26 protein-coding genes are annotated in these 25,687 nt (G+C 51.3%); 11 read left to right on the top strand and 15 right to left on the bottom strand.

Features of this window, described 5'->3' with window-relative positions; genetic code table 11:
• Positions 1-3 precede the first annotated feature (3 nt).
• A complete protein-coding gene (locus AAY72_RS00310; protein ID WP_057785124.1) occupies positions 4-1,122 on the bottom strand; it encodes an efflux RND transporter periplasmic adaptor subunit in 1,119 nt (372 codons plus the stop codon).
• A 45-nt stretch (positions 1,123-1,167) separates the two neighbouring features.
• Positions 1,168-1,911, bottom strand: coding sequence for a helix-turn-helix domain-containing protein (locus AAY72_RS00305; protein ID WP_057785123.1), 744 nt, complete (start codon positions 1,909-1,911; stop codon positions 1,168-1,170).
• 197 nt (positions 1,912-2,108) lie between these two features.
• Between AAY72_RS00305 and AAY72_RS00300 the strand changes: the two genes are divergently transcribed.
• Both AAY72_RS00300 and AAY72_RS00295 read left to right on the top strand, forming a co-directional pair.
• A complete protein-coding gene (locus AAY72_RS00300) occupies positions 2,109-2,537 on the top strand; it encodes an HPP family protein (RefSeq protein ID WP_057785122.1) in 429 nt (142 codons plus the stop codon).
• Positions 2,538-2,688: 151 nt separating this feature from the next.
• Complete coding sequence (locus AAY72_RS00295; RefSeq protein ID WP_057785121.1) at positions 2,689-3,309, top strand: TetR family transcriptional regulator; 621 nt, start codon at positions 2,689-2,691, stop codon at positions 3,307-3,309.
• Between the two features lie 44 nt (positions 3,310-3,353).
• Here AAY72_RS00295 and AAY72_RS00290 read toward each other — a convergent pair whose 3' ends face one another.
• The 10 genes from AAY72_RS00290 to hisG form a co-directional block, all read right to left on the bottom strand.
• Positions 3,354-5,510 carry a S46 family peptidase gene (locus AAY72_RS00290; RefSeq protein WP_057785120.1) on the bottom strand — a complete coding sequence of 719 codons (2,157 nt, stop codon included), beginning with the start codon at positions 5,508-5,510 and terminating at the stop codon, positions 3,354-3,356.
• A gap of 125 nt (positions 5,511-5,635) precedes the next feature.
• Complete coding sequence (locus tag AAY72_RS00285) at positions 5,636-7,372, bottom strand: PocR ligand-binding domain-containing protein (RefSeq protein ID WP_057785119.1); 1,737 nt, start codon at positions 7,370-7,372, stop codon at positions 5,636-5,638.
• Positions 7,373-7,550: 178 nt separating this feature from the next.
• Positions 7,551-8,165, bottom strand: coding sequence for a bifunctional phosphoribosyl-AMP cyclohydrolase/phosphoribosyl-ATP diphosphatase HisIE (gene hisIE, locus AAY72_RS00280; RefSeq protein WP_057785118.1), 615 nt, complete (start codon positions 8,163-8,165; stop codon positions 7,551-7,553).
• 374 nt (positions 8,166-8,539) lie between these two features.
• Positions 8,540-9,313, bottom strand: a complete 774-nt coding sequence (gene hisF, locus AAY72_RS00275) for an imidazole glycerol phosphate synthase subunit HisF (RefSeq protein WP_057785117.1) — start codon at positions 9,311-9,313, stop codon at positions 8,540-8,542.
• A complete protein-coding gene (hisA, locus tag AAY72_RS00270; protein WP_057785116.1) occupies positions 9,295-10,032 on the bottom strand; it encodes a 1-(5-phosphoribosyl)-5-[(5-phosphoribosylamino)methylideneamino]imidazole-4-carboxamide isomerase in 738 nt (245 codons plus the stop codon). The genes hisF and hisA overlap by 19 nt, the downstream gene beginning before the upstream one ends.
• A complete protein-coding gene (gene hisH / locus AAY72_RS00265; protein WP_057785115.1) occupies positions 10,029-10,625 on the bottom strand; it encodes an imidazole glycerol phosphate synthase subunit HisH in 597 nt (198 codons plus the stop codon). The genes hisA and hisH overlap by 4 nt, the downstream gene beginning before the upstream one ends.
• A complete protein-coding gene (hisB, locus tag AAY72_RS00260) occupies positions 10,625-11,695 on the bottom strand; it encodes a bifunctional histidinol-phosphatase/imidazoleglycerol-phosphate dehydratase HisB (RefSeq protein ID WP_057785114.1) in 1,071 nt (356 codons plus the stop codon). Before hisB ends, hisH begins: the two co-directional genes overlap by 1 nt.
• Positions 11,692-12,819: a histidinol-phosphate transaminase gene (gene hisC, locus AAY72_RS00255; RefSeq protein ID WP_057785113.1), complete on the bottom strand. Its 1,128-nt coding sequence runs from the start codon at positions 12,817-12,819 to the stop codon at positions 11,692-11,694. Before hisC ends, hisB begins: the two co-directional genes overlap by 4 nt.
• Positions 12,820-12,833: 14 nt before the next feature.
• A complete protein-coding gene (hisD, locus tag AAY72_RS00250; RefSeq protein ID WP_057785112.1) occupies positions 12,834-14,159 on the bottom strand; it encodes a histidinol dehydrogenase in 1,326 nt (441 codons plus the stop codon).
• A gap of 4 nt (positions 14,160-14,163) precedes the next feature.
• A complete protein-coding gene (hisG, locus tag AAY72_RS00245) occupies positions 14,164-15,072 on the bottom strand; it encodes an ATP phosphoribosyltransferase (protein WP_008607636.1) in 909 nt (302 codons plus the stop codon).
• 487 nt (positions 15,073-15,559) lie between these two features.
• Here hisG and AAY72_RS00240 point away from each other — a divergent pair, with 487 nt between their 5' ends.
• The 4 genes from AAY72_RS00240 (at position 15,560) to AAY72_RS00225 (ending at position 19,028) form a co-directional block, all read left to right on the top strand.
• The gene (locus AAY72_RS00240; protein ID WP_008607638.1) at positions 15,560-15,805 is read left to right on the top strand and encodes a hypothetical protein; all 246 of its coding nucleotides are present in this window, start codon (positions 15,560-15,562) and stop codon (positions 15,803-15,805) included.
• 111 nt (positions 15,806-15,916) lie between these two features.
• On the top strand, positions 15,917-17,863 hold the full coding sequence (locus AAY72_RS00235) for an ATP-dependent DNA helicase (protein ID WP_057785111.1): 1,947 nt from the start codon (positions 15,917-15,919) through the stop codon (positions 17,861-17,863).
• Positions 17,863-18,561, top strand: a complete 699-nt coding sequence (tsaB, locus tag AAY72_RS00230; protein WP_057785110.1) for a tRNA (adenosine(37)-N6)-threonylcarbamoyltransferase complex dimerization subunit type 1 TsaB — start codon at positions 17,863-17,865, stop codon at positions 18,559-18,561. Before AAY72_RS00235 ends, tsaB begins: the two co-directional genes overlap by 1 nt.
• A 146-nt stretch (positions 18,562-18,707) precedes the next feature.
• Positions 18,708-19,028, top strand: coding sequence for a hypothetical protein (locus AAY72_RS00225; protein ID WP_008607646.1), 321 nt, complete (start codon positions 18,708-18,710; stop codon positions 19,026-19,028).
• A gap of 14 nt (positions 19,029-19,042) precedes the next feature.
• Here the strand turns inward: AAY72_RS00225 and AAY72_RS00220 are convergent, their stop codons facing one another.
• On the bottom strand, positions 19,043-19,354 hold the full coding sequence (locus AAY72_RS00220) for a type II toxin-antitoxin system RelE/ParE family toxin (protein ID WP_057785109.1): 312 nt from the start codon (positions 19,352-19,354) through the stop codon (positions 19,043-19,045).
• Positions 19,351-19,602 (bottom strand): type II toxin-antitoxin system ParD family antitoxin, encoded by a 252-nt coding sequence (locus AAY72_RS00215; protein ID WP_008951529.1) that lies wholly within the window; start codon positions 19,600-19,602, stop codon positions 19,351-19,353. Before AAY72_RS00215 ends, AAY72_RS00220 begins: the two co-directional genes overlap by 4 nt.
• 155 nt (positions 19,603-19,757) lie before the next feature.
• Here AAY72_RS00215 and AAY72_RS00210 point away from each other — a divergent pair, with 155 nt between their 5' ends.
• Genes AAY72_RS00210 through AAY72_RS00200 form a run of 3 tightly spaced genes read left to right on the top strand, consistent with a single transcriptional unit; the run spans position 19,758 to position 21,482 of the window.
• The gene (locus AAY72_RS00210) at positions 19,758-20,495 is read left to right on the top strand and encodes an SDR family NAD(P)-dependent oxidoreductase (RefSeq protein WP_057785108.1); all 738 of its coding nucleotides are present in this window, start codon (positions 19,758-19,760) and stop codon (positions 20,493-20,495) included.
• Positions 20,492-20,989: a DUF2878 domain-containing protein gene (locus AAY72_RS00205; protein WP_057785107.1), complete on the top strand. Its 498-nt coding sequence runs from the start codon at positions 20,492-20,494 to the stop codon at positions 20,987-20,989. The genes AAY72_RS00210 and AAY72_RS00205 overlap by 4 nt, the downstream gene beginning before the upstream one ends.
• Positions 20,982-21,482 (top strand): chalcone isomerase family protein, encoded by a 501-nt coding sequence (locus AAY72_RS00200; protein WP_008984102.1) that lies wholly within the window; start codon positions 20,982-20,984, stop codon positions 21,480-21,482. Before AAY72_RS00205 ends, AAY72_RS00200 begins: the two co-directional genes overlap by 8 nt.
• Before the next feature lie 3 nt (positions 21,483-21,485).
• Here the strand turns inward: AAY72_RS00200 and AAY72_RS00195 are convergent, their stop codons facing one another.
• Positions 21,486-22,802, bottom strand: coding sequence for an alkaline phosphatase (locus AAY72_RS00195; RefSeq protein WP_057785106.1), 1,317 nt, complete (start codon positions 22,800-22,802; stop codon positions 21,486-21,488).
• A 179-nt stretch (positions 22,803-22,981) separates the two neighbouring features.
• Here AAY72_RS00195 and AAY72_RS00190 point away from each other — a divergent pair, with 179 nt between their 5' ends.
• The gene (locus AAY72_RS00190) at positions 22,982-23,842 is read left to right on the top strand and encodes a class I SAM-dependent methyltransferase (protein WP_057785105.1); all 861 of its coding nucleotides are present in this window, start codon (positions 22,982-22,984) and stop codon (positions 23,840-23,842) included.
• Between the two features lie 175 nt (positions 23,843-24,017).
• The gene (gene fadD / locus AAY72_RS00185) at positions 24,018-25,673 is read left to right on the top strand and encodes a long-chain-fatty-acid--CoA ligase FadD (protein WP_057785104.1); all 1,656 of its coding nucleotides are present in this window, start codon (positions 24,018-24,020) and stop codon (positions 25,671-25,673) included.
• Positions 25,674-25,687 lie beyond the last annotated feature (14 nt).

The raw sequence follows: 25,687 nt of genomic DNA, 5'->3' as shown, positions 1-25,687 counted from the left end.
TCCTTACTGGTTAGCCGGTGTCGGGGTCAGCTCAGCACTGGGCTCAGCCTGACTGTTCTCAACGATATTTACCACGGCGCCATTGCGCAGTTTTAACAAGCCCGAGGTCGCGACCTGCTCACCCGGCTCCAGACCGGCTGTGACGGCAATTAAATCGCCGCGCGCTTCACCGGTGCGAATAAAACGCTGTTGTGCAATCTGTTGGCCATCCTGTTCGGTGATCACAAACACCGAGTTGCCATAAGGGTTAAACTGCACTGCGGTTTGTGGGATCAGGGTAACGGTATTGGGTTCACCGGTGGTCATACTGACGCGGGCAAACATACCCGGGCGCAATAACTGCTGCGGATTGGCAAAGGTAGCTTGCACTTCAATACTGCGGCTTGATTCGCGAATGCCCGGTGCGACGGCGGTGATTGTACCGTTAAATGCTTGTTCGCCATAAGCATCTACCCTTACCGTTAAGGGTTTACCCACTTCAATCAGCGCCAGTTGTTGCTCAGGCAGAGTAAAGTTCAGATAAATCGGGTCCAGCGACTGCAAACTAACGACAGTTGTGCCGCCAGTCAGTAACTGCCCAAGACTGACCTGACGGATACCGGCCACACCATCAAAGGGCGCGTACAGCGATTTTTGCGCAATACGTGCCTGTTGTGAGGCGACAGCAGCGCTGGCCTGAGCGGCTTCACTTTCGCGCCGGCGCAGCTCCAGCTCCGATACTCCCTTATCGCGGAATAAACGCTCCAGGCGGCTTTGCTCCAGTTTGGCTAACTGCTCGGCAGCTTTTAACCGGGCCAGCTCAGCTTGGTCGACGCTATCGTCCAGTTGTACTAACAGTTCGCCTTTTTTAATTAACGCGCCGTTGTCGAAGCGAATGCTACTGATAATGCCGCTGGCTTCGGTGGTCAGTTCGGTGCTATTCACGGCAGCAAAGCTGCCGATAGCATTTACGGCCGGTTGCCACTGTGCCGCGCTGACCGTGCTGGCGGTTATCGCTGCCGGCGGCATGGGCATATTGTCGAAGAACTGATTCATAAAGTAATTACCGACGGCTTTGTAACCGAAAATACCGCCAAATAACACAGTAACGAGGATAAGCATAATAATCATACGCTTAAGCATGATATCTCCTTGCAAGGGCGCTGGCCCGATTAACGAAAGTAAAATCTATTCCACAGTGAGCTGACAAAGCCCACTAAATAACGGTGCAACCTGTTGTCGTAACTGCTGTAACTGTGCGGCTAACGCCGCGGTGTCGTTTAAATCCTGTAACGGTTGCCACTGCATACCATTTAGTAGCAGGTGCATATGGCGATAGCGTTGCAATGGATCTTTATTCAAGCCAAAAGCGGCCAGTAAGCCGGAGGTTTGTTCCAGATTATGGCTCCCAGTGCACAGTGCCCAGGGGGCTATCGACAGCTCCAGAGCGGTACACTGATGATCTGGCAGCTCGCCGGCGGCCAGGGCAGCACCGACAATACCACTGACCAGCTCTGACAAAGGTTTGCTGTTATCCAGAATCATCTGGCGCCGGCTGGCGGAGGCATTTTCCCAAACTACCTCAGTAAAAACGTATTGCTCCAGCCTGGCGTGGCTGGGGTGATACTCCCGTGCCAGCTCTTCGGCAACGCAAAGCGCCAGGATCTTGTGGCGGTTACAAATTGCTAAAGCAGCGATCTGTTGAAACAATTTCAACTGGTTGCAGCCGTTGCGGGCTACCAGTGCTAACAATAAATCTTCTTTCGAGCTGAAATGCTGATACAGGGTACCGGTCGCGTACTCACAAGCTCTGGCCAGCGGCGCCATCTGTAATTGCAGGATGCCCTCACTGGCGATAAGTTGGGCTGCTTTATCCAAAAACAGTTGTTCTCTGTCGAAGCGTTGCCGCTCCTTACGTTCGTTAACCGTCATCTGATCAACCAGTTTTATGAAGGATGCGAAATTATGAACCAGATTCAAAAAATGAGCAAGGTTCAAGTTGAGTGCGAAAAAAACAAACCTTATTTGATCTGGCGCGCGTCGCAGCGGCCAATAATTCGCTATAACTAATACAGGCAATTAAGACGCAGTTATGCGCCAGAAACCATATCAAGTAAAGGGAGCCTGAAATGAACATTACCACCGTCGCTGATTTAATGACTGCCGATCCATTATCAGTAAAACGTGCCTCAACGCTAAAAGAAGCCCATGATTTAATGCGCGAAAAAAATATCCGCCATATTCCGGTTATTGAAGATAATGGCGAGTTAGTGGGGATGCTGACCCAAAAAGTGATGATTGCTGCGGTGATGAGCCTGCTCGCCAAATACGGTGCCAGCGCCCTGGAGCGTAAGGAAAAACAGCAGCTGGTTGCTGAATTAATGCTAACAGACTTTGCGACGGTGACGCCGGAGCAAAGCCTGCAGCAGGTCGCCAGTTTTTTTGTGCAAAACCGGCATGGTTGCCTGCCAGTGGTGAATAGTCAAAACAAGCTGCTGGGGATTTTGACGTCTTCAGACTTTGTCAGGTTAGCCGCTGAGCTGCTGCAGCGTAACTAAACTAAGCTAAACCGCAAACTGGCAAAGCCGCAAAGGTGAATGCATCCAGCCCCATCGCTGCTACCGGGTTGCCGGTCGAGAAATAGTTGATACAAACATACATGAATGTTAGTTTGTGGCGTTAGTTGTACAGTCGTGTAGTGGAAAGTCAATGGCCAGACCCTGTAAAGCGGATGCAGAACATACCCGCGATAAAATCTTAGATGCTGCGGAATGGATGTTTTTGCAGCACGGTTATGCCAAAACCTCACTGGAAATGATTGCCCGTGCCGGTGGCTTCACCCGTGGCGCCATCTATTGGCATTTTACCGATAAGGTCAGTGTGTTTAAAGCCATGTTACAGCGGGTAAAACTGCCGATGGAGCGGATGTTTGAACAAAAAATTGAGCAAGAAGCCAATCCGCTGCAGGCGTTATATCAGATGTGTCTGGCCAGCTTGCTGCAACTGTTCGAAGACGAACGGCACTACCGGGTGCATGCGATCCTGTTAACCCGCTGCGAGCAGGTTGGGGAACTGGCTGATTTACATCAGCATAATTTGGATCTGCACCTACGCATAAAACTGCGTTGTGAGGGGCTCTTTCGCCAAGCCAGAAAGCTGGGGCTGGTGGCCGCTGACCTTAACGAACAACGCGCGGCACTGGCGTTAAAAGCCTATATGATGGGACTCTATCTGAGTATTCTGCGGGAGCCGGACGAATTGAACACTATCGATACTGCGCGACAGTTACTCGACGATTATTTTCAGCGTTTAGGCTGTAACGTCATGTAAAAACAAAAACCTCCGCTTAAGCGGAGGTTTTTATCAGCAAGGGCTTATTGCACGCCCATCTCTTGTAACAGATTGTCAGCTTTATCGACTTGCTGCATTTGCCACAGCATAAAGCGCAGGTCCACCTGAATCGAACGGGTGTTCGTCAGATTGAAATCCCAATCGGAAATAATTGAGTCCAGGGTGCCATCGAAGGCCAGACCAACAAATTCACCTTTGCTGTTCAGAATGGCTGAGCCCGAGTTACCGCCAGTGATATCGAGTGTCGCCAGATAGTTAACCGGCACCGAATTAAGCGCGGTTACGGCATAAGGACCGTAGTTCTTCGCTTTAATCGCCTCTAACTGATTTTGCGGCGCATTAAACTCACCTTCACCGGTCGCTTTAGCAGTAATACCACGTAATGTCGTAAAGGCGGCCCAGGCATTACCGTCTTCGTTACCGTGCGCACGACCTGTTACGTTGCCATAAGTTACCCGTAAGGTGCTGTTGGCATCCGGGTAAACGGCTTTGCCCTGAGACTGCATAAAGGCAATTTTGGCGCGCATATAGCTGGCATAGGCTTGCTGGATTTTACCAGCCAGCTCTTCCTGCTCAGCTTCGCGTTTCAGATCCGCTTTATACAGCGCGACTGCTGCTTTGATAAAGGCATCCTGTTTGCCAGCAAAGTCTTGCGGGCTGGCACTTAACAATGCCAACCGCTCGGCCTGGTCGGTCAGCTTAGTATTGGCATACCAGCTATCGATCAGCGCCACTAAGGCGGCTTCTGTCATATTATCCTGAATGCCCATCGCTTTATCGAAATCAGCATTACGCTGCTTTTTCGGCTGAGCAACATATTTTTTCAGGTTATGCAGGTCCATCGCTTTTTCAACCCGCACGTCAAAGGTGCGGTCCATGCCAGCCATAAAGGCCTGGAAGCGAGGTAAGTCACGTTGCTGGAAACCGGCTTTACGCTCAGCATCTGGCTTGGTGCTCTCGTTGGCCAGCCGGTACAGACTGCGGGCTGTGCCCAGCAAACGCGGTGCTGCATTGGCCAGTAAGAAGTTACTGCGACCTTCTGATTGCTGTTGCTCTAACAGCTTCTCGATCGCGGCTAAATCTTTGGCATAGGCCTGCTTGTTAGCTCGGTCGCTGTTAACCCAGTCTTTTAGCGCCTGATGCTCGGCCTGTTTGCGCTGTAAAAAGTCACTTTCGGCATAGCTATCCAGCATACCCTGACGATTTTTCAGCACGTTATTTAATCCTGCGACGCGGCTGGCATATTTCAGCGCCGCATCGCGATCGTTAGCCGTTTCACGGCCAATAATCTCTAGCAGCTCGCCCAGATATTGCACCGTAGTGGGGTAGCTCCAATCGAAGGTATCGGCAACTTCTGACGGTAAACGATGGCGGTTGGTGCGACCGGGGTAGCCCAGCGCCATCACAAAATCACCCTCTTTTAAGCCGTCTTTCGCCAGTTTCAGGTGGAAATCCGGCGTATAAGGTACGTTATCTTTGTGGAAGTCGGCAGACTTACCATCCGGGCTGACATAGGCGCGCAGGAAGCTGTAATCGCCGGTGTGGCGTGGCCACATCCAGTTGTCGGTGTCGCCACCGAATTTGCCAACGCCTTCAGCCGGTGCATGCACCAGACGCACATCTTTAATTTCCAGCTGTTTAATCAGGTAGTATTCCAGCGAGCCATAAAACGCGGCTACGGTACAACGGTGACCGGCATCCTGTTCACAGTCGGCAACGATGGCTTTCTGATTCGCTTCAATGGCATCGAGCCGCTTTTTACCGGTTAATTTCGCGGTTTTCGCATCGATAACGCGCTCCGTCACCTTATCTACGGCCTTGGTAACAAAGATCCGGCTACCCGGTGCTGCCGGCACTTCTTCAGCCAGCGTTTTGGCTAAAAAGCCGTTTTTCAGCAGGTCGTTTTCAGCCGTTGAGTTGTGCGCAATGCTGTTATAAACACAGTGGTGGTTAGTGGCAACCAGACCCTGTGGTGAAACAAAAGACGCTGAACAGCCGCCCAGGCTGACAATAGCCGCCATTGGGAATTCGGTGAGTTTGGTCAGGTTAGCCGGATCCAGTTCAAGACCAGCCGCTTTTAATTCCGAGGCAATTTCTGGCAATTGTTGTGGCATCCACATGCCTTCATCAGCCAACGCAAAACCGCTGGTCAAAGCCAGCACGAGCAGGGATTTTTTCATAGGAACTCTTATCAGGATATTGTTATTAGTACGCCAAACAGGCTGTAGCTATAGTCGGTTGGTGCTGTGACCTTGTCAAGGGGCGGACAAACCCTGTTACACTTCTTCCCGGCCAACGCCGGAGTTTATGGGGTGAATGGCGTGGTTGCCAGCGCTGAATCGGGGAGGTTAATGGCGTCACTCCAGCACACCTGAGTACCAGCTAGCTGTTTTGCCTGATACATCGCCTGGTCGGCGCGTTTCAGTAATTCGTCTGCGGTATCAGTCGCACCATGGTAAAGCGAGAGCCCTATGCTGCAATGACAATTGAAGACAGGTTGCTCCGGCGTTTCTAACATAAAGGGTTGAGCCAGCGCGCGGCGAATTTTCTCCAACAGTAGTTCCACTTGCTGTCTGGCCATTGTGGCATCTGGTTCAAGATCAACCAATAGCATAATAAATTCATCGCCGCCCAGGCGCGCGACGGTATCCGTTTGTCGTACCAGCTGCTGTAAACGTGAAGCAAAGGCAGTTAAAAGCGCATCGCCGGTTTTATGGCCGTACACATCATTAACCGGCTTAAAATTATCTAAATCTAAAAATAGCAGGGCGCCAAAGCGGTTGCTGCGGCGGCTGGAAGCCAGCGCTTGTTGCAGGCGTTCATCGAGCAAGCGGCGGTTCGCCAAACCGGTCAGTTCATCATAAAACGCCATGTGACGGATTTTCTCTGCAGAGTTAAAGCGACTAATGGCCAACTCAGCCAGATTACTGAAAACCTGCATTTTTTCAGTAAAGGTCTGATCGGGTTTAGCAGGTTGGCGCTGGTAAATACCAAAGGTGCCCAACACCCGTTGCCCGGCATCTTTAATTGGAATCGACCAACAGGAGCGAATGCTTGCCAAATCGACCAGTTCACGATAAGCCTGCCAGTTGGGGTGGGTGTACAGATCTTCGGCAATTAAAATCTCACCGCTATGCGCTGCAGCACCGCAGGAACCAGCCATCGGGCCGAGTTTTAAACCATCAACTGCTCTGTTATAAGCTTCAGGTAAGGACGGCGCTGCACCATGTTGTAGCCGGCCGGTTTTCTCATCCAACAACAACACCGAGCAAATTAACCCCGGATATTGTTGTTCAATCTGTAGTACCAACTGCTCCAGAATATAGGGTAGGGGCGCGCTCTGACTAATTAAACTGAGGATCTGATTCTGCATCTGCAGCTCAAGAGTGCGGCGTTTGACTTCCTGTTCAACCCGCTCCAATAGTTGCTGGCTTTGCGAATGGTTATAACTGAGTTCAGCTATCTGCTCTGCCATAGTACTGATTAAATCCAGCATGGGCTTAACTTTCTGTGCCGGAATAATCGGTATTCTAGCTATCGCATCCAGATAATCAGCCTGATCAAAGTCATTTTCTGCTGCCTGCTGCCGGAAATACGCCAAATCCGGTGGTTCCTGAAAAAACTGTCCGATAAACACATTCGCCAGATGGCGGCCGTTAATACGAATTGGCGCCGCACAGTCGGTTAAACCATTATGACAGCGGTAGACGGCTTGCTGTTGTTGTTGCAACAGCTGATTTGCTAATACTGTGTCACTTTGCAGACAATTATGCAGGGTGCCTGGTTGTTGGCGATGAAAATTTAAACAAGCATGTTGCCATTCGGAGGAGGCTAAGACTTTGCCCTGTAAATCGATCAGCGCTATGGTGACACCGAGTGCCTGTTGAAAGTTAGCAAAAATCGTATTCAGACGGGGTAAATCGAGCGAGCAGGCAAAAGGATGAGCGGCCACAGTGTCCTCACCGGTGCTGAGATTCCACTTCGCAATCAGCGGCGCCGGAACAGCCTGATCTGATGCCTTGGGAGATTCAGAGTGTGACATGTTTTGCTGTGAACTACAGCCTCCGTTAATGACGGCGCTTAGCATCTAAGCAGTCAGAGACAACCTCTGCGCCAGTTGAGCTTTAGGTATAGCACAAAATCATTAGGGCGCCAGTTCTGAGCAGCGCCCTAACGCCAGTCTTTCTGGCTTGTTGACGTTGTTGCAGATAGTGCTGTGTCTAACGATGCCGTTGCTTTAAAATCGTAATCACATCGGCCAGCTCCAACTGTTGGCTACGTAGCAATACCAGCAAGTGGAAAATCAGATCGGCGGCTTCGTTTTTTAGCTCTTCGCGATCACCAGCCATCGCTGCCAAAGCCGACTCGACGCCTTCTTCACCGACTTTTTGCGCGATACGTTTCACGCCTTTGGCAAATAAACTGGCGGTATAGCTGCTTTTCGGATCAGCACCCTCACGGCTTTTAATCACTTGTTCTAAGTCATATAAAAACGCCAGCTGTGGGCTATTGGCATCAGTATCATGCCAGCAGGTTTCGGTGCCAACGTGGCAGGTTGGCCCTTGCGGCAGCGCCAGTACTAACAGGCTGTCACTGTCACAATCGCTGTCGATGCTGACCAGCTGCAGGGTGTGACCCGAGCTCTCGCCCTTGGTCCACAGTCGCTGCTTGCTGCGGCTAAAGAAGGTGACATTGCCGCTTTGCAGCGTATGCTGCAGCGCATCCGGATTCATATAGCCTTGCATTAGCACCTTGCCAGAGATGGCATGTTGCACTATCGCCGGTAACAGTTGGTTATCGGGCCAGTTAAGCTGGCTGATTTGTTGTTGATTCATTTTTCCGTCTCGAGAAGCTTGTTGGGTGTTGGCTTCGCACTGACACTACACGCAAAGACGCCGTGAATACATCCTTGTAGGCTCCTGTCCGGCATCCATGCCGGACACGCTTTGCTTAGCAGTGTCAGTACTTCGCTTGCGACATCTGTGTTTACACCTTAAAAAGCAAACGCGGATGTACTTTTTTCTGTGACCGTTGGAGGCCATGGATGGCCGGACATATTCGTCTGGAACGAATTTGGACAGCCTCGCTGGCCCCGCCATGGGGTAAATGTCATGGATGACATTTACAATCGAGCCCCATGGATGGTTCACGGCGTGTCACAGAAAAAATGTACGCAGTGTTTGCGTGTTCGAAGCTCATGACTTTACCACTAAGGCCGAATACTAATCCCATCCGCTATTAACTTCGCTTTTAGCTCGCTGATCTGAATAATGCCCTTATGAAACACACTGGCCGCCAGGGCGCCATCGACATCTGCGGTGCTAAACACCTCGGTAAAATGCTGCATAGTACCGGCGCCGCCACTGGCAATCAGCGGTACCCGGCAGATATCGCGGATACTTTTTAGCTGCGCTAAATCATAACCCTGCCGCACGCCATCCTGATTCATACAGTTCAACACAATTTCACCGGCACCTAAGCGCTGCACCTCGGCGACCCAATCACGGGTTAGCCACTGGGTTTTTTGGGTGCGGCTCTCATCACCGGTAAACTGATATACCTGATACTGGCCGGAGGCGACATCAAAAAAACTGTCGATACCGACCACTACACATTGCTGGCCAAAGGTGTCATTCAGCTCGGCAATCAGCTGTGGGTTGGCCAGCGCCGGGCTGTTAATCGATACCTTATCGGCACCCATTTCCAGAATTTTGCCGGCATCGGCGACCGACTTAATACCGCCTGCCACACAAAACGGGATATCAATGACTTCGGCAATGCGCCGGACCCAGCTTTTATCGACCACCCGGCCATCACTTGAGGCGGTAATATCATAAAACACCAGCTCATCGGCACCGGCTTCGGCATAGCGCTGCGCCAGCGGCACGATATCGCCGATAATTTCATGGTTACGAAATTGTACGCCTTTGACCACCTTGCCATCGCGCACATCTAAACAGGGAATTAACCGTTTTGCCAGCATGCGATCGCCTCCTGTAGCGTAAATTTACCTTCCAACAGCGAGCGGCCTAAAATCACGCCTGCCACACCGGAGCCAATCAGCGTCTGGATATCACTAAGCGCGCCAATACCGCCTGAGGCCTGCCAGGCCAGTTGCGGGTACTTGCTGCACAGCTCACGATACAAGGCGACATTAGAGCCACTTAAGGTACCGTCTTTGCTAATATCGGTGCACAGCACATGTTTAGCGCCGGCCGCGATATAGCCATCTAAAACCTGTTCCAGGGTGACACCGGACTCTTCAATCCAGCCATGGCTGGGCAGGGTTTTTTCACCTTTGGCATTAATGGCGACATCCAGCGCCAGCACAATGCGCTCACCGCCGTAGGTTTTGATCCAGCTTTGTACCAGCGCCGGTTCGCGAATGGCTAAGCTACCAATCACGACGCGGCTGGCACCGGCGGCCAGTAAGTCTTGCACATCCTGCTCACTGCGTACACCGCCGCCTACCTGGATCTGCAGCGGCGAGTCGGTCATCAGCTGCGTTAATAACGCAAGCTGGCGTTTGCTGGCATCTTTGGCACCGGATAAATCCACGACATGTAATAGCGGCGAGCCGGCCGCGGCGTAGCTGTCGCGCAGACTAATGGGGCTAAATTCGTACTCAGTGGTTTTATCATAAGCGCCCTGATACAGGCGGACGACTTTGCCGTCGATTAAATCTATGGCCGGAATAATCACAACTGCCACTCCAGAAAGTTTTGTAATAAACGTGCACCGACCTTGCCTGAGCGCTCCGGGTGAAACTGGGCACCGGCGACATTGTCTTTGCCAATGACTGCGGCAAAGTCAGAGCCATAATGACACTGCGCCAAACTGTATTGGCTGGGTACCACCGCAAAGCTGTGCACAAAATACAGATAATCTTGCGCAGTAAAGCCCTTTAACAGCGGATGCTGGCTGATGCTATGCAAGGTATTCCAGCCCATATGTGGTAAGCGTAAACCGGCGGCGTTAAGCGGTGCCACTTCGCCGGGAATTAACCCCAAACAAGCCACATCGCCTTCCATACTATGGGCGGTCAGCATTTGCATGCCCAGACAAATACCCAGTACCGGCTGTTGTAAGCCTTGTAAGGTGCTGATTAAGTCACGCTCAGCCAGATTATGCATCGCCGCTTTAGCCGTACCGACGCCGGGTAAAATTACCCGCTCAGCTTGTTTTATAAGCTTTGCGTCAGCGCTGATCACCGGCTCTACGCCTAAGCGTTTTACCGCAAAATACACCGAGCTGATATTGGCACAGCCGGTGTCGACAATAACCAGCTTGGCCATTACAGCACTCCTTTTGAGCTTGGCAGTGCTTCACCGCTAACGGTAATGGCCTGGCGCAGGGCGCGGCCAAAGGCTTTAAATAACCCTTCGACCATATGATGCTTATTGCCCGGGGTAATGCTCAGGTGAAGCGACATCGCCATCGCATCGCTCAGTGAGCGGAAAAAGTGCGGTACCATCTCAAGGTTCAAACCACCGACACTGCCTTCGCCCAGTTCGGCGTTAAAGACAAACAGCGGCCGGCCCGATAAATCCATTACGCATTCGGCCCGGCACTCGTCCATTGGCAGCACAAAGCCAAAACGGTTAATGCCACGCTTATTGCCCAGCGCTTGCTTTAATGCCTGACCCAGCGCCAGGGCGGTATCTTCCACGCTGTGGTGATCATCAATATGCAAATCGCCTTTTACCGCAACCTGCAACGAAAAGCCGCCATGAGTGGCAATTTGCTCCAGCATATGGTCAAAAAAGCCCACGCCGGTGTTAAAGCTGTTGTTGCCGCTGTTATCCAAATCAACCTTAACGTTGATATCGGTTTCGCGCGTTACCCGGCTTACCTCAGCTTTGCGGCCACGGCCTAAAATCTGTTTGGTAATGTCGGCCCAGCCCAAAGACTCGCGGTTATATTGAAAAGACGGTAGCCCCATATTTTCGGCCAGCTGCACATCGGTCAGCCGATCGCCAATCACGTAGGAATTGGTAAAGTCGATTTTGCCTTGTTGCAGATAGTCTTTTACCAGGCCCAGTTTCGGCTTGCGGCAACTGCAGTTATCGCTGTCAAAGTGCGGGCAAATCAGCACATCGTCAAACTGGATCCCTTGCGAGGTTAACAGCTGCATCATCTTATTGTGCGGCGCATCGAAGGTGTCGCGCGGAAAGCTGCTGGTACCCAGACCATCCTGATTGGTCACCATCACCAGCCGATAACCGGCCGCCTGTAATTTTAACAAGGCCGGCACCAGACCTGGCTCATAAGCCAGTTTTTCCAGACTATCCAGTTGCTTATCAATTGGCGGCTCTTCCACCATGGTGCCATCGCGGTCGATAAATAAAATAGGTTGGCCACTCATGCGCTTACTCTCTTATTCACTGAAAAATAGTTAAGCATTGCCTGCTTGAGGCGCTGCATTTCATCCGGGTTGCCAATAGATACCCGCACCACCTGGCTTAAACCCAGCTGTGAGGATTGATTGCGGATCAGGATATCCTCGTTAATTAACGCGGCGACGCAGGCCGCGGCATCGGCTACCTGCAACAGCACATAGTTGGCATTGCTGGGCCAGACTTTTTGTACCCCCTCTAAGCCTTGGGCAAACTGGCAAAACTCCTGGCGCAGCTGATTAATGGTCGCCACGCTTTGCTGCATTTGTGCAATACCTGCCGGTGCTAAAGCCTGAGCGGCGATTTGCGCGACCGGCTCGGCGATAGGATAAGGCGCGATCAGCTTTTTCAGAGCATTAATTACCTCAGGGGCGGCCAGGGTAAAACCACAGCGTAACCCGGCCAGGCCAAAGGCTTTGGACAGAGTACGCAGTATCACCAAATGCGGATAACGGCTTAAGAGTGGTACCACAGAAGCACTGGGCGCAAATTCAATATAAGCTTCATCGACGACAACCAGCGCCTTACCTTGGAACTGTTCCAGTACAGCGATAATTTGCTCGCGCGGGATCAGATCGCCGGTCGGGTTATTCGGGCTACAGATAAATACCAGCTTAGGCGTGGTGGCAAAGATACCGGCCAGATCCAGCTGCTCGTTATTCACCAGCAGCACTTTGTTGACGGTGGTTTGATTACTCTCGGCGCTAATCGCATACATGCCATAAGTGGGTGGACAAATGGTAATGCTATCTTGTTTGGGTTCACAAAAGCTGCGGATCAGCAGCTCAATGCCCTCATCGGCACCCCGGCTGACCAGTACCTGCTCTGGCGCGACACCGGCATAGGCGGCATAGGCATCAATGACGGCTTTGGGCTGACAGGACGGATAACGGTTAAAAGTGCCATCCAGCTGATAGGCCGGAGCCAGCGCATTTTCATTGGCATTAAGCCAAACCGCACCGCCACTCATGCTGCTGCGGGCTGAGGCATAAGGCACTAAGTCCTGCACCAGTTGCCGGGCCAGTTCGCTGACGCTGTTATTTTTGCTGTTTTTGCTATTGTTAGTGCTATTGATAGTATTTGCTGTGCTCATCATGCTGCCCTGTCTTAATTCTGTTCTTGTACTGCGCTTTCTAGGGCTGCTAAGCGCAGCCGCACGGCATTGGCGTGCGCTTCTAAGCTCTCTGCCTCGGCCAGCGTAACAATCGCTGGGCCAATATTGCGTATACCAGTGGCCGACAAACGCTGCACTGTGTAGCGGCGGAAAAAATCACTTAGCGACAAGCTCGACACGGTACGGCTATAGCCATAGGTTGGCAGCACATGGTTGGTGCCGCTGGCATAGTCACCGGCCGACTCTGGCGTCCACTGACCGACAAAGATACTGGCGGCGCTGGTAAATTGCGCGGTTAAGACTTCGGCATTGGCCGTTTGCACAATTAAATGCTCCGGCGCATAGGCATTGGTCACGGCCACTGCCGTAGCCTGATCCGGCGTTAAAATGGCGCGGCTATGCGCCAGTGCCTTGGCGGCAATTTCTTTACGCGGTAAGGCCGCCAGCTGTGCTGAGAGCTGCAGCTCAACCTGATCGATCAGGCTCTGGTTATCACTGACTAAAATGACCTGTGAATCCGGGCCATGTTCGGCCTGTGATAACAAGTCGGCGGCAATAAAGGCCGGATTGGCCAGCGCATCGGCCAGCACCAGTACTTCAGACGGGCCGGCAGGCATATCAATCATTGCACCACGCGGATCCTGACTTACCTGCTGCTTGGCTTCTGTCACATAACGATTGCCGGGGCCATAGATTTTATCTACTTTGGCAATCGTCTCAGTGCCATAGGCCAGCGCGGCGATCGCCTGGGCGCCGCCAATAGTATAGATCTCGGTAATACCACAGAGGTTAGCGGCATAGATAATTTCTGGTGCGATATCAGTCGCAGCCGGTTTGCCCGGCGGAGTGACCAGCACCGCACGCGGGCAAGCCGCTAATTGTGCCGGTACACCAAGCATCAGTACCGTGGAAGGTAGCGGCGCGCTGCCGCCAGGAATATAGAGGCCAACACTTTGGATCGGCTGATTCTTTAGCTCACAAATCACGCCAGCGCTGGTTTCAACTTCGATATCGCGCGGCAGCTGGGCGGCGTGAAACTTGCGGATATTGTCGTAGGCCAGTTCAATCGCGGCTTTGCGCTCCTGACTTAGCAGACTTAACAGCCGTTGTTGTTCATCGAGACTGAGCTTAAGCGGGTTATTATCCAGTTTGTCAAAGCTGGCACTGAAAGCCCTTAAGGCGGCATCACCTTCACTTTGTACCTTAGCAATAATCTCGCGCACCTGGGGTGCCAGGGTTGCGGCATCCGGCAGCGCCGGGCGTGCTAATGCCTGTTGCTGTGCAGAAGAGTCTAACGTGGCCCAATCGATACGCTGCATGATGTTACTCCATCATCTTCTCAATCGGCAGCACCAGAATAGAGCTGGCGCCAAGAGCTTTTAACTGCTCCATGGTTTCCCAGAACAGGGTTTCGCTACTGACCACGTGAATGGCGACCACATCGTTATTCCCCGCCAGCGGTAACAGTGTTGGGTTTTCGGCGCCAGGTAACAGTGCAATCACTTCATCTAAGCGGGAGCGTGGTGCGTGCAGCATAATGTACTTGCTTTCATTTGCCTGCATCACGCCCTGAATGCGTGGCATCAGTTTTCTAATCAGTTTTAGCTGACCGGCATCTGTCAGACCTTTGCGCTGAATCAATACCGCTTTGCTGCGGTAAATCACTTCGGCCTCTTTTAAACCATTGGCTTCCAGCGTGGCGCCGGTAGAGACCAGGTCACAGATCGCATCGGCCAGGCCAGCACGCGGTGCCACTTCTACTGAGCCGGTGAGCATCACGATGCGGGCATTGACGCCTTGTTGTTTTAAAAAGCGTGCCAGTAAGCGCGGGTAAGTAGTGGCAATCGTTTTGCCATCGAGGCTTTGTACACCCTGGTAGTTTTCTTCTTGCGGTACGGCAATTGATAAGCGGCAGCCGCCGAAATCCAGTCGTGCCAGCACCTCATAGTCAAAGTTTTCCTGATCTAGCTGGCGCTGCAGCGATACTTCTTCCAGCACGTTTTCGCCGATAATACCCAGATCACAGACGCCATCCATCACTAAGCCCGGAATATCGTCATCGCGCACCCGCAAAATATCAATCGGCATATTTTCGACATGGGCAATTAGGCGCTGTTCACGTAAGTTAATTTTTAAGCCACAGCTGCTAAGCAGGGCTTGCGAGTCAACCGACAGCCGCCCGGATTTTTGCATCGCGATACGTAAACGTTTACTTTCAATGGCCGGACTCATACGTCACTCCTGATAGTCGAAAAATAAAAAACCTGAAAACAAAAAACCCCGTGGCACTGGCCTGCGGGGTTTGATATGACAGTATCCACCGGAGGCCTTAGCAATAGCCCTCCGCCTAAGCCGGAAGGCTAGGTGCTATGATGATGGTGCAGTGATACAGTGAACAGTGTCATGGGTTAATCCTGTACGTTAGATGCTATACAAGTTACTCCTGACAAGCTTTGGTTGCAACTATTATTTTCAGTGGCAAATACGGCAATGTTTTTTAATTTGTTTATTAATCAGTGCTTTGTATTTTTTCGACTTGTTTCGCATTAAAGTTTATCAGTGTTTAAAGTTCAAGACTGGCAACTAACTGCCTGTTTTGTGGTCAGGTTGTATAGGCAATATTGCTGATTAAAGTTTAGGCTAATGCAGTCGATAACAGTATGGTATTGCAACTTAACACTTTACGGCGGCCACCTTTTTAACACAGGCAGGAGGAATGATGGACGTTTTTATGCCCTTTATTCAACGCACCCCGGGAACCCCTGTCGAACAGGATCCACGGCAGGTGCTGCCTGTGTTTAAAGAAGCCCGGCTGGAGCCGCTAAAACGCAATGAGCAAAAGTTTTTAATTCTGCGCCGCTTTGCCAAAAAAGCGCCGTCAGATGACTATCCGCCAGCACCCTACACCACGCCAGAGGAAGAGCAGCACGTCGATAAAGATGGCCATGTGGATATTTTTATCTGATTTTTGGTGCTGACAAGGCATAATAGCCGGCAATTGCTTTGTATTTTGCTTCTTTCTTCGTCTGGTTGAAGCCTTATTACTATTCTGGAGCTGCTGTGCTGCGTTTTTGTGATGCCGTTACCCGAGGTACTGATGTCGGCTAAGGTCAAACATGCCTTTGCCGAACAGGGCACCCTGGCAAAACAGATCCCGGGCTTTAAGCCGCGTGCGGCGCAGCTGGAGATGGCACAGGCCGTAGCAGAAAGTATCACGGCCAATGGTGTCCTGGTGGTGGAAGCAGGTACCGGTACCGGTAAAACTTATGCCTATCTGGTGCCGGCACTGCTGTCCGGTAAAAAGGTGATCTTATCAACCGGCACCAAAAACCTGCAGGAGCAGCTGTACTTTCGCGATCTACCAACGGTATTGCAGGCGCTGGCCCTGCCGGTAAAGACTGCGCTGTTAAAAGGGCGGTCAAATTATTTGTGTCTGTTTCGCTTAGAGCAGCATTATCAACATATCCCTAGTGCTGATCCTGAGCTGATTAATGACCTAAGCCTGATCAAAAAATGGGCCGCGGAAACGCAAAGCGGTGATATCGGTGAGCTCAGTTATATCGCCGAAGACTCGCGGGCGCTGCCTTATGTCACCAGTACCACCGATAACTGCCTGGGTAAAGACTGCCCGGTGTATGAAGACTGCCATCTGCTAAAAGCGCGCAAAGAGGCACAGGCAGCTGATCTGGTGGTAGTCAATCATCATTTATTTTTTGCCGATCTGGCGCTGAAAGATACCGGCTTTGGTGAGCTGTTACCTGACATGGAAGTGGTGATCTTCGACGAAGCGCATCAGATCCCGGATATCGCCAGCGATTATTTTGGTGAGCATTTCTCCAGCCGGGTGTTGCTGGATCTGTGTAAAGACTTAGAGCAAATCGGCAAAACCGAACTGAAAGATCTGATCCAGCTAAGTAAAGCCGCCGATAAACTCTCCAGCCTGACCCGCGACTGGCGGTTGCAGTTTGCTGCCGATCCGGCGCGTGGCAACTGGCGGCAGGCCTATCAGCAAACTAGCATGCAAACGGCAGTGATCCGTATTAATGATGCGCTGGAGATGCTGTATCAGATTGTAAAAAGCAGTCTTGGACGCAGTCAGGCGCTGGATAACTGCTATGAGCGGCTGGCGCAGCTGAAAAGTCAGTTACCGAAGTTGCTGCAAACCGAACAAAGCGGCGTCAGTCTGTGGTTTGAAACCAGCCGCTTGCACGTGACGCTGCATTTAACGCCGCTGAGTATTGCCGATAAATTTCAAAAACTGGTATTTGCCGCTGAACGCAGCTGGATCTTCACCTCGGCCACGCTGTCAGTAGATGAGGGCTTTGCCCATTATCAACAGCAAATGGGCCTTAATGGTGCCCGTACGCTGTTGCTGGAAAGTCCTTTTGACTATGCGCAGCAGGCACTGCTCTGTGTGCCACGGTTTTTACCCGAGCCCCATGAGCCGGCGATGGCGCATGCTTTACTCAGTTTAGCTGTTCAGCTGATCCAGGCGAATAATGGCCGCTGTTTCTTTCTGTTTACCAGCCATCGTATGTTGCAGTGGATGGCGGGCGCCTTGCCGGAGCAGATCCGCCAGCCAGTGCTGGTGCAGGGCAGCACCGGTAAACGTTTGCTATTAGAGCAGTTTGTGCAGCTGGAAAATGCGGTGTTATTGGGTACCGGCAGTTTCTGGGAAGGGGTGGATGTACGGGGCGATACCTTAAGCTGTGTCATTATCGACAAGCTGCCCTTCGCTTCGCCGGACGATCCCTTGCTGCAGGCACGCAGTGAAGACTGTACAATGCGCGGCAAAGATCCGTTCGCCGAGGTCCAGTTACCCCAGGCGGTGATTACGTTAAAGCAGGGCGTTGGGCGGCTAATTCGCGATGTCAGCGACCGCGGTGTGCTGGTGATCTGTGATAACCGGCTGGTGACTAAGCCCTATGGCGCCACGTTTTTAAAGAGCCTGCCACCGATGCGCCGCAGCCGCAATCTGGCCGAGGCCTGTCAGTTTTTACATGCTATGCAACAGGATAAATAATGAAGTTTTTAGCCCTGGATACCTCTACCGAAGCCTGCTCAGTCGCTTTAGCTCTGGATGACCAGCTCTTAGCGCTGGATGAAGTTTGCCCGCAGCAACACAGCAAACGCATTTTACCGATGGTACAGCAGCTGTTAGCTGATGCTAGCATCAGCCTTCATCAGTTAGACGGTATTATCTTTGGTCGTGGCCCCGGCAGTTTTACCGGTGTCAGGATTGGCGTGTCCGTCGCCCAGGGTCTGGCTTTTGGCGCAGATTTGCCGGTCTTCGGGGTGTCAACCCTGGCCGCGATGGCACAGGCGGCGGCAGTACAGCAAAATGCCACAGAGGTGATTGCCGCTATTGATGCCAGAATGGCGGAAGTGTATATCGCCGCTTTCACTTTAGATGAAGCAGGTTTAATGCAAGCGATAACGCCGGAAATCGCGGCTAAGCCGGCCGCTTTACCTGAGGTTTTGACCTCACTGTCTTTTACCTCACGGGTGTTGGGGGTGGGTACCGGTTGGCAAACTTATTCGCACGCACTACAGCAGCTGGCGCCAGCGCTAATTGCTGATTCGATTCTGTACCCGTCAGCGCAGTTTATGCTGCCTTTTGCCAGCCGAGCCTGGCAGCAACAGTTATTTGTCAGCGCCGAGCAGGCCGAGCCGGTATATGTACGCGATGAAGTCACCTGGCAAAAACTCCCCGGCCGCTAACTTATCCACACGTCTCCGGTACCGGACGGACCTCCGAGGTCCTACCGGTGCCACGTGAGCAACAATAGTGCTGTGGACAAATATTAGTGGTAACTTTCGCGGTTCCTTGTCTATAATTAGCGCAATTCTTCTAGTTAGCGGCTTATATGAGCATTAACGCCAGCAATAATATCAATGCCAGCAGTTTGCTAAACCCGGCGACGAATCGTCCGCAACCGGTGCGGCAAACTACGCCTGAGCGCCAAGCTGCAGAGGCGCAAAGCACGCAGCAAGCGGCAGGGATCCGCGTGGAGCGGGCAGTGATTGAGCGTTTGGATAATGAACGTGAGGCTGAGCGCAATCGGCAAAACTTTCGCGATAGCAGCGAACCCCGGAATGAACGGGCGATAGCCGCTTACCAAAGCCTGCAAAATGAACAGCGTCGCAGTGAAGTACAAGCGATGCTGGGTGTTGATCTCTACGCCTAACTTTTGTCTTCTGGCTAATTTTTGAAATAGCCATCAATATCCATTTCTTGATGTGGTACGCCGATTACATCAATACAACGGCCACTAATGAGATAAAAAATTATATGCTGACCTTGTAGAAAACTGTAAAAGCCATCAGCAATTTCCGGGCGGGCTTTACCGAGATGCGGGTTGGCCGCTAGCCAGGCAAAGCGTTGCTCAAGTTGTTTCAGATAAAGGTTACGCTGAGCACGCCCCCATGATGCTTCGGTGTAGCGGGCGATGTTAATTAAATCTTCTTTGGCTCGTGGCGTAACCCGATACAATGCCGACTTGGTTTGGCTCATCCGGCGCTGGCATCCAATTCCGCAATTAGCTGGTCGACGCTAAAGTCCTCAACAAACTGTCCCTCTCTGGCTTGCAAGGCACCCTGAGCTAAATGTGCACGCAAGGCTTCAAGTTTTGCCTTACGTTCTTCAAGCGTTCTCAATGCATCACGCACCACTTCACTGGCCGAACCGTAGCGACCGGTTGCAATTTCCTTCCTGATGAAGGTTTCCCAATGCTCGCCCAAACTCAAACTTGTCGTTGCCATATAAGGCCTCTCGTATTCATAAATGATAATAATGAATATAATCTTGAAGTGTATAAATGACAAGCAGCCTGACTATTTTCAATTGTTTTGCGTTAAAGCACTACTGAACTGTTCGCTATACTTTACGTATAAGCTCCAACTGCAATGGAGTATTTATGACCTCGACGATTTTAATTACCGGCGCCAGCTCTGGCATTGGCCGCGAAACCGCACTGCATTATGCCCGTAATGGCTGGACGGTATATGCGGTGGCGCGCTCTGCAGATAAGTTAGCAGAACTTTCAGCCGAGGCGCCGCAGCGTATTGTGCCGGTAAGTTTGGATCTGACCGATAGCGCAGCCCTAACCAGCTGGTTTGCCAAGCTGCCGGCTGAGCTGCATTTCGATGTGGTGCTGCTTAACGCCGGTAACTGCGAATATGTAGAGGCGACTAACCTTGATATCAGCGCTTTTGAGCGGACTTTTGAGCTCAATGTGCTGGCTGTGGTGCGGGCGGTAAAAGCGGCACTGCCACGGCTTAGCGCCGGCAGTACATTAGCCATCGTCAGTTCGATGGCGCATTTCTTCCCGTTTACCCGGGCTGAAGCCTATGGCGCCAGCAAAGCCGCTATTAGCTATTTCGCCGATAGCTTAAGGGTAGATTTGCATGATACCGGAATTAAGGTTTGCTTGATTGAACCGGGCTTTATCGATACGCCACTTACCCAAAAAAATGACTTTGCGATGCCGTTTTTAATGCCGGTCGCTCAGGCTGCAGAGCGCATCTACTCCGGTATAGCCGCGGGCAAACCGCGGCTACGTTTCCCGAGACGTTTAAGCCTGATGCTGAAGCTTTTAAGTGCTTTGCCTTACGGCCTGCGGATTAAATTGGCGAACCGGATGAAACAACAATGAGTGCCGCCCTGTCTAAGCTTAACTGGCGGGCCATTATCGGATTTGAGTTGTGCTGGTTTTTGCTGGTGTATTTCCAGCAACTGGCGTTTTGGCCGGTACTGGCGTATTTGCTTTATGGTTTGTGGCGTCTTGTTGGCACGCGGCGACGGCTGGCTGTTGTGATTATTGCGCTACTGGGTATCGCGATTGACTCAGCATTGATCCAGCTGGATATTTTAAGTTTTGCCCTGCGCGACAGCTTGCCACTGTGGTTCTGGTTGCTGTGGGGTGTTTTTGCCCTGGCAGTGGTGGAGTTGTTAGCCGATTTTCTACAAAAGCCCTGGTTAGCTTTTGTATTGGGCGCTACGGGCGGGCCTTTGTCTTATATCGGCGGTGCAGCCCTGAGTGGCGGAGTGCTCAGTTTCCCGGCGGGTTACGTGTCTTATGGCGTATTAGCACTGATTTGGGGCGGTCTGGCCGTCCTTTATGGTCAAAGCAGGAGGTTTTATGTTTAGAGTATCAGCATTTGCATTATTGCTGGGACTGGCAATGCCGGCTGCGGCCTTACCGGATCTCACTACAGTAGGCGAGGGTAGCTATCGCTACTTATTCTGGCAGCTGTACGATGCGAGGCTGGCGACGGCCGATGGCCGTTTTGTCGATTACCAGCAAAGTACCCCCTTATTACTGGAGCTCACCTATAAGCGCAAAATCAGCCGCGATCAGTTTATTAAAGCCACCGTTGATGAGTGGAAGAAGCTAGGCCAAAGTAGTGCCGAGCAACAGCAAAAGTGGGCAGAACAGTTAAAAAGTCTATGGCAGGATGTCGACAAAGGCGACCGTTTGGCAGCGGTATTGCTGGCAGATAACGGCGTTGAGTTCTATATGAATGGAGAGAGTACCGGCGTATTGGCAGATCCAGAATTTGGGCCGGCATTTTTTAATATCTGGTTGCACCAAAATACCAGTGCGCCCGAATTACGGGCGCAGCTGATTGCCAGCGAGTAAGACTTACTCGCTGGCTTTAGGGGTTTGATTGGTACTGATATAGCGGATCAGTTGTTTGGCGATATCGGTATTATCCATAAAGCCGCGGAAAGCCCCGCTGTATTTACCATAGGCCATTACCGGCACATCGGCGCCGGTGTGGCCGCCGGTAGTCCAGCCGGTATAGGAATATTGGGCTACCAGTCTGACCGCAACGTCACGTAGATCTTTTTGCTCCTTACCACGAGCGGCCAGCAACTGCTGTTGTTCTTCATCGGTAATATTAATACCGGTCAAGGCTTGCCAACGTGCCAGCGCTGCCTGTTCGCTGTCCGCCGCATTCATTTCGTCAGCAATTCGCCGGCCAGTGGCTTTCACACCACGTACCACCTCGGGTAACCACAGATATTTGCCATCCGCACCTAAGGACATACCGCCGGTTTCATGATCGGCCGTAATCACCAACAGGGTATCCGGGTTGGCATCCACATAGGCTTTTGCTACGGCAATGGCTTTCGCAAAGTCATCCATTTCGGCCATAGCACAGGCGATATCATTGTCATGCCCACACCAGTCAATCTGGCTGCCCTCAACCATTAGCACAAAGCCTTTCTCGGCCGGACTTAACAGCTGCAGGGCTTTTTCGGTTAAGGTTGCCAGCTGTGCGGGTTGCTCGCTGTTTAACGCTGCAGGTAAGCCGATTTTATCGAGTAGCGCCAGAGCTGGCTTAGTGGTCAGCTGGTTCAGATCCTGCCAACTATCGGCATATTGGTAGCCTTGCTGTTTAAATTCAGTGACCAGATTACGGTCGTCACGAATAAAGTACGAAGTACCACCACCTAAAATCACATCGGCCACTGGCTGGCCATTAATCCGGTAATCCAGATACATATCAGCAATAGCACTGTAATTACGGCGATTGACATTGTGAGAGACAAAGGCGGCAGGTGTCGCATGGTTAACCTGAGAACTGGCAACAATACCATTGGCTTTGCCCAGGCGCTTGGCCAGCTGCATCATGGTGCCAATCGGAATATGCTGCCGGTTTACCGAAATCGCGCCATTAAAGCTTTTTACGCCGGTAGCCAACGCGGTGGCGCCAGCTGCAGAGTCGGTAACCAGAGTGTCATCATCCGGATAGGTACTGGCAGCACCAACTAATAACTGATCGAAAATCGTTTGTTCAACGGGACGCTCCCCCTGATTCAGGTAGTAACGATAAGCGGTCAGATAGGCTGGACCCATGCCATCGCCAATCATATAAATAATATTTTTCGGTGCTGCAGCAACAGGTGTTGCGGTGGCGATAGCTAAAACCGAGAGCAGAAAAACCTTGCGCATCAGGAATCCTTTTTAATTTTCAATCCAGGCAGTGTAAAACATTGTACTGTTTCAACCAAGCTAACTGCGACAGAGTGGCAAAAAACGGTGTTTTGCTGGACTTTTAGGCAAAGGCAACGCTATCTTAAGATAATCGCTGTGTACCAGTAACACAGCTGCTGATGCAACAGGTAATAACTATGAAAAGAACAATAACAAGCATAGTGGCAGCCCTTTGTTTGCTTTCACCTGCGGCGACGGTGGTCGCAACGGATGCTGAGCAATGGCGGGAACGTTTAACCGAGCTGGCAGAAGATCCCGCGCGCGGCGCGGCAAACCTGCAGCGTAACCAATATCGTCATCCGGTTGAAACTCTGCTATTTTTTGGCATCGAGCCGCAGATGTCGGTATTAGAGCTTTGGCCGGTTCGCGGCTGGTACACCGAAATTATTGCGCCCTTCGTGAAAGATCAAGGGCGTTTAACCGTCGCCCATTTCCGGCAGGATGCGGCGAGTAATCAGGATGCGAAAAGCCAATTTTGGGCCAGGCTAAGTAGCCGTCTGGAACAGCGGATCCTGGAACAACACGCGCATTTTGGTGAGGTTGGCCGGGTCGCATTAGATCCGCCAAATTTTATCCCGGCTTTAGCTCCCGACCAGTTTGATATGATTCTGAGCTTTCGCAACGCTCATATTTGGGACCAGCGTGGACATTTATTGGCAACGATGCAAAGCCTGTATCAGGTGTTAAAGCCTGGTGGTACCCTTGGTATGGTAGAACATCGGGCAGCGCGGGTTAGCGAAACCACCAGCTATGCGGTTGAAGGTTATACTGATGAGGCTTATTTGATTCAGGTTGCAGAGCAGGTGGGATTTCAACTGGTCGCCAGCAGTGAGATTAATGCGAATCCACGCGATAGCAAAGATTATCCTAAAGGTGTGTATGCGTTGCCACCGACGCTGGCGATGGGGCTTACCGATCGTGATTATTATCTGGCTATAGGCGAGAGTGATCGGATGACGTTAAAGTTTACCAAGCCTGCCAGAGCTGCAGCAGACTAATTGTCTGATTTCGCTATTTGTGGGATGATTAGAGTTAGAGTAAATACTCAGAGTGGGTGAGCAGGTCAAAACTTGGTCTGATAACCTGCCGTAAACGTAAAATTATAAAAAACCCGTCAGACACTTAGAAAAGTGCGCAGGGTTAAGTATAACAACTATTTTTAAGGAGTAGACGGTGGATAGAGTCTGGTTAAAGCGTTACCCTGCAGGCGTGCCGGCACAAATCGATCCTGATCATTATTCTTCATTATTAGATATTTTCGAGCAAAGCATTGCCAAATTTGCCGATAAAATCGCCTTTGTCAATATGGGTAAAAGCATTACCTACCGGCAGTTGGATCAGCAAAGTCAGGCATTCGCGGCCTATTTGCAACACGAGCTGGGGCTGAAAAAAGGCGATGCCGTTGCCATTATGATGCCGAATTTACTGCAATACCCGGTTGCGCTGATGGGCGTGTTACGCGCCGGTTGTAGCGTAGTCAATGTGAACCCGCTCTATACCCCGCGCGAATTACAACACCAGTTAACCGATTCTAAAGCCCGCGCTATTATTATCGTTGAAAACTTTGCTCACACCCTGATGGCAGTTGAGAAAAATATTCAGGTTGAGCACGTTATTCTAACCAAGATGGGCGATATGTTAGGTGCGGTAAAAGGCACTCTTGTTAATCTGGTAGTTAAGCACCTGAAAAAGCTGATCCCGGCTTATCAGTTACGCCGTTTTGTGACTTATAAAGAAGTACTTCAGCGTGGCGCCGGCTTAAGCTGGCAAAAACCGCAGATGACTGGCGATGATATTGCTTTTTTACAGTATACCGGTGGCACGACCGGGGTTTCAAAAGGTGCGATGCTGACGCATCGCAATATGGTCGCCAATCTGGAACAGGCCAGTGGTTTCCTCGATAAATTCCTTGATGAAGGCAAAGAAAATGTGGTTACTGCCTTACCGCTGTACCATATCTTTGCGCTTACCGCGAATTTCTTTGTGTTTTTCAAACACGGTGGTACTAATCTGTTGATTACCAACCCGCGTGATATGCCCAACTTTGTAAAAGAGCTGGCCAAATTCCCGTTTACGGCCATTACCGGCGTTAACACCCTGTTTAATGGTCTGTTGAATACCCCCGGCTTTGCAGAACTGGACTTCAGTCGGTTAAAACTGTCTCTGGGTGGCGGTATGGCGGTACAGCGCCCGGTGGCGGAGCGCTGGAAAAAAGTGACTAAAACCAGGCTGTTGGAAGGTTACGGTTTAACCGAATGCTGTCCGCTGGTGACGTTAAGCCCGTTCGATCTGGATGACTTTAACGGCAGTATCGGTTTACCGGCACCTTCAACCGATATCCGCTTAGTGGATGAAAACGGTAATGATGTCGCAGTCGGTGAAGCAGGCGAAATGATAGTGCAAGGGCCTCAGGTGATGCTGGGCTATCTGAATCGGCCGGAAGAAACGGCCAAAACCATTAAAGATGGCTGGTTATATACCGGTGATATCGCCACTATGGACGCCGATGGCTTCTTTTATATTGTCGACCGCAAGAAAGATATGATTCTGGTATCGGGCTTTAATGTGTTCCCGAACGAGATTGAAGAAGTGGTCGCGATGAACGAAAAAGTGCTGGAAGTTGCCGCTGTTGGTGTACCTAATGAAGTAACTGGTGAGGTGGTGAAGGTCTTTGTGGTGAAAAAAGACCAAAGCCTGACCGAGCAGGAAGTGATTGCACACTGTAAGCAACATTTAACCGGCTACAAGGTGCCAAAGCTGGTAGAATTCCGCTCAGAATTGCCCAAAACTAACGTAGGAAAGATCCTACGCCGCGAACTGCGCGGTTAATAAAAAGCCGGCGA

Origin of the sequence: Alishewanella sp. WH16-1 (genome assembly GCF_001441695.1) — a bacterium.
Classification (GTDB): domain Bacteria; phylum Pseudomonadota; class Gammaproteobacteria; order Enterobacterales; family Alteromonadaceae; genus Alishewanella; species Alishewanella agri.
This window is presented reverse-complemented; position numbering and strand designations above follow the sequence as displayed.

Bases quoted from the DNA above. Each gene is read 5' to 3' on its own strand.
- hisD (WP_057785112.1), bottom strand. From the start codon at position 14,159: ATGCAGCGTATCGATTGGGCCACGTTAGACTCTTCTGCACAGCAACAG.
- AAY72_RS00295 (WP_057785121.1), top strand. From the start codon at position 2,689: ATGGCCAGACCCTGTAAAGCGGATGCAGAACATACCCGCGATAAAATC.
- hisIE (WP_057785118.1), bottom strand. From the start codon at position 8,165: ATGAATCAACAACAAATCAGCCAGCTTAACTGGCCCGATAACCAACTG.
- AAY72_RS00200 (WP_008984102.1), top strand. From the start codon at position 20,982: ATGTTTAGAGTATCAGCATTTGCATTATTGCTGGGACTGGCAATGCCG.
- AAY72_RS00210 (WP_057785108.1), top strand. From the start codon at position 19,758: ATGACCTCGACGATTTTAATTACCGGCGCCAGCTCTGGCATTGGCCGC.
- hisF (WP_057785117.1), bottom strand. From the start codon at position 9,313: ATGCTGGCAAAACGGTTAATTCCCTGTTTAGATGTGCGCGATGGCAAG.
- hisG (WP_008607636.1), bottom strand. From the start codon at position 15,072: ATGAGTCCGGCCATTGAAAGTAAACGTTTACGTATCGCGATGCAAAAA.
- AAY72_RS00285 (WP_057785119.1), bottom strand. From the start codon at position 7,372: ATGTCACACTCTGAATCTCCCAAGGCATCAGATCAGGCTGTTCCGGCG.
- hisH (WP_057785115.1), bottom strand. From the start codon at position 10,625: ATGGCCAAGCTGGTTATTGTCGACACCGGCTGTGCCAATATCAGCTCG.
- AAY72_RS00205 (WP_057785107.1), top strand. From the start codon at position 20,492: ATGAGTGCCGCCCTGTCTAAGCTTAACTGGCGGGCCATTATCGGATTT.
- AAY72_RS00290 (WP_057785120.1), bottom strand. From the start codon at position 5,510: ATGAAAAAATCCCTGCTCGTGCTGGCTTTGACCAGCGGTTTTGCGTTG.
- hisB (WP_057785114.1), bottom strand. From the start codon at position 11,695: ATGAGTGGCCAACCTATTTTATTTATCGACCGCGATGGCACCATGGTG.
- AAY72_RS00235 (WP_057785111.1), top strand. From the start codon at position 15,917: ATGCCGTTACCCGAGGTACTGATGTCGGCTAAGGTCAAACATGCCTTT.
- AAY72_RS00225 (WP_008607646.1), top strand. From the start codon at position 18,708: ATGAGCATTAACGCCAGCAATAATATCAATGCCAGCAGTTTGCTAAAC.
- hisC (WP_057785113.1), bottom strand. From the start codon at position 12,819: ATGAGCACAGCAAATACTATCAATAGCACTAACAATAGCAAAAACAGC.
- AAY72_RS00215 (WP_008951529.1), bottom strand. From the start codon at position 19,602: ATGGCAACGACAAGTTTGAGTTTGGGCGAGCATTGGGAAACCTTCATC.
- AAY72_RS00240 (WP_008607638.1), top strand. From the start codon at position 15,560: ATGGACGTTTTTATGCCCTTTATTCAACGCACCCCGGGAACCCCTGTC.
- AAY72_RS00220 (WP_057785109.1), bottom strand. From the start codon at position 19,354: ATGAGCCAAACCAAGTCGGCATTGTATCGGGTTACGCCACGAGCCAAA.
- AAY72_RS00305 (WP_057785123.1), bottom strand. From the start codon at position 1,911: ATGACGGTTAACGAACGTAAGGAGCGGCAACGCTTCGACAGAGAACAA.
- AAY72_RS00300 (WP_057785122.1), top strand. From the start codon at position 2,109: ATGAACATTACCACCGTCGCTGATTTAATGACTGCCGATCCATTATCA.
- tsaB (WP_057785110.1), top strand. From the start codon at position 17,863: ATGAAGTTTTTAGCCCTGGATACCTCTACCGAAGCCTGCTCAGTCGCT.
- AAY72_RS00195 (WP_057785106.1), bottom strand. From the start codon at position 22,802: ATGCGCAAGGTTTTTCTGCTCTCGGTTTTAGCTATCGCCACCGCAACA.
- AAY72_RS00190 (WP_057785105.1), top strand. From the start codon at position 22,982: ATGAAAAGAACAATAACAAGCATAGTGGCAGCCCTTTGTTTGCTTTCA.
- AAY72_RS00310 (WP_057785124.1), bottom strand. From the start codon at position 1,122: ATGCTTAAGCGTATGATTATTATGCTTATCCTCGTTACTGTGTTATTT.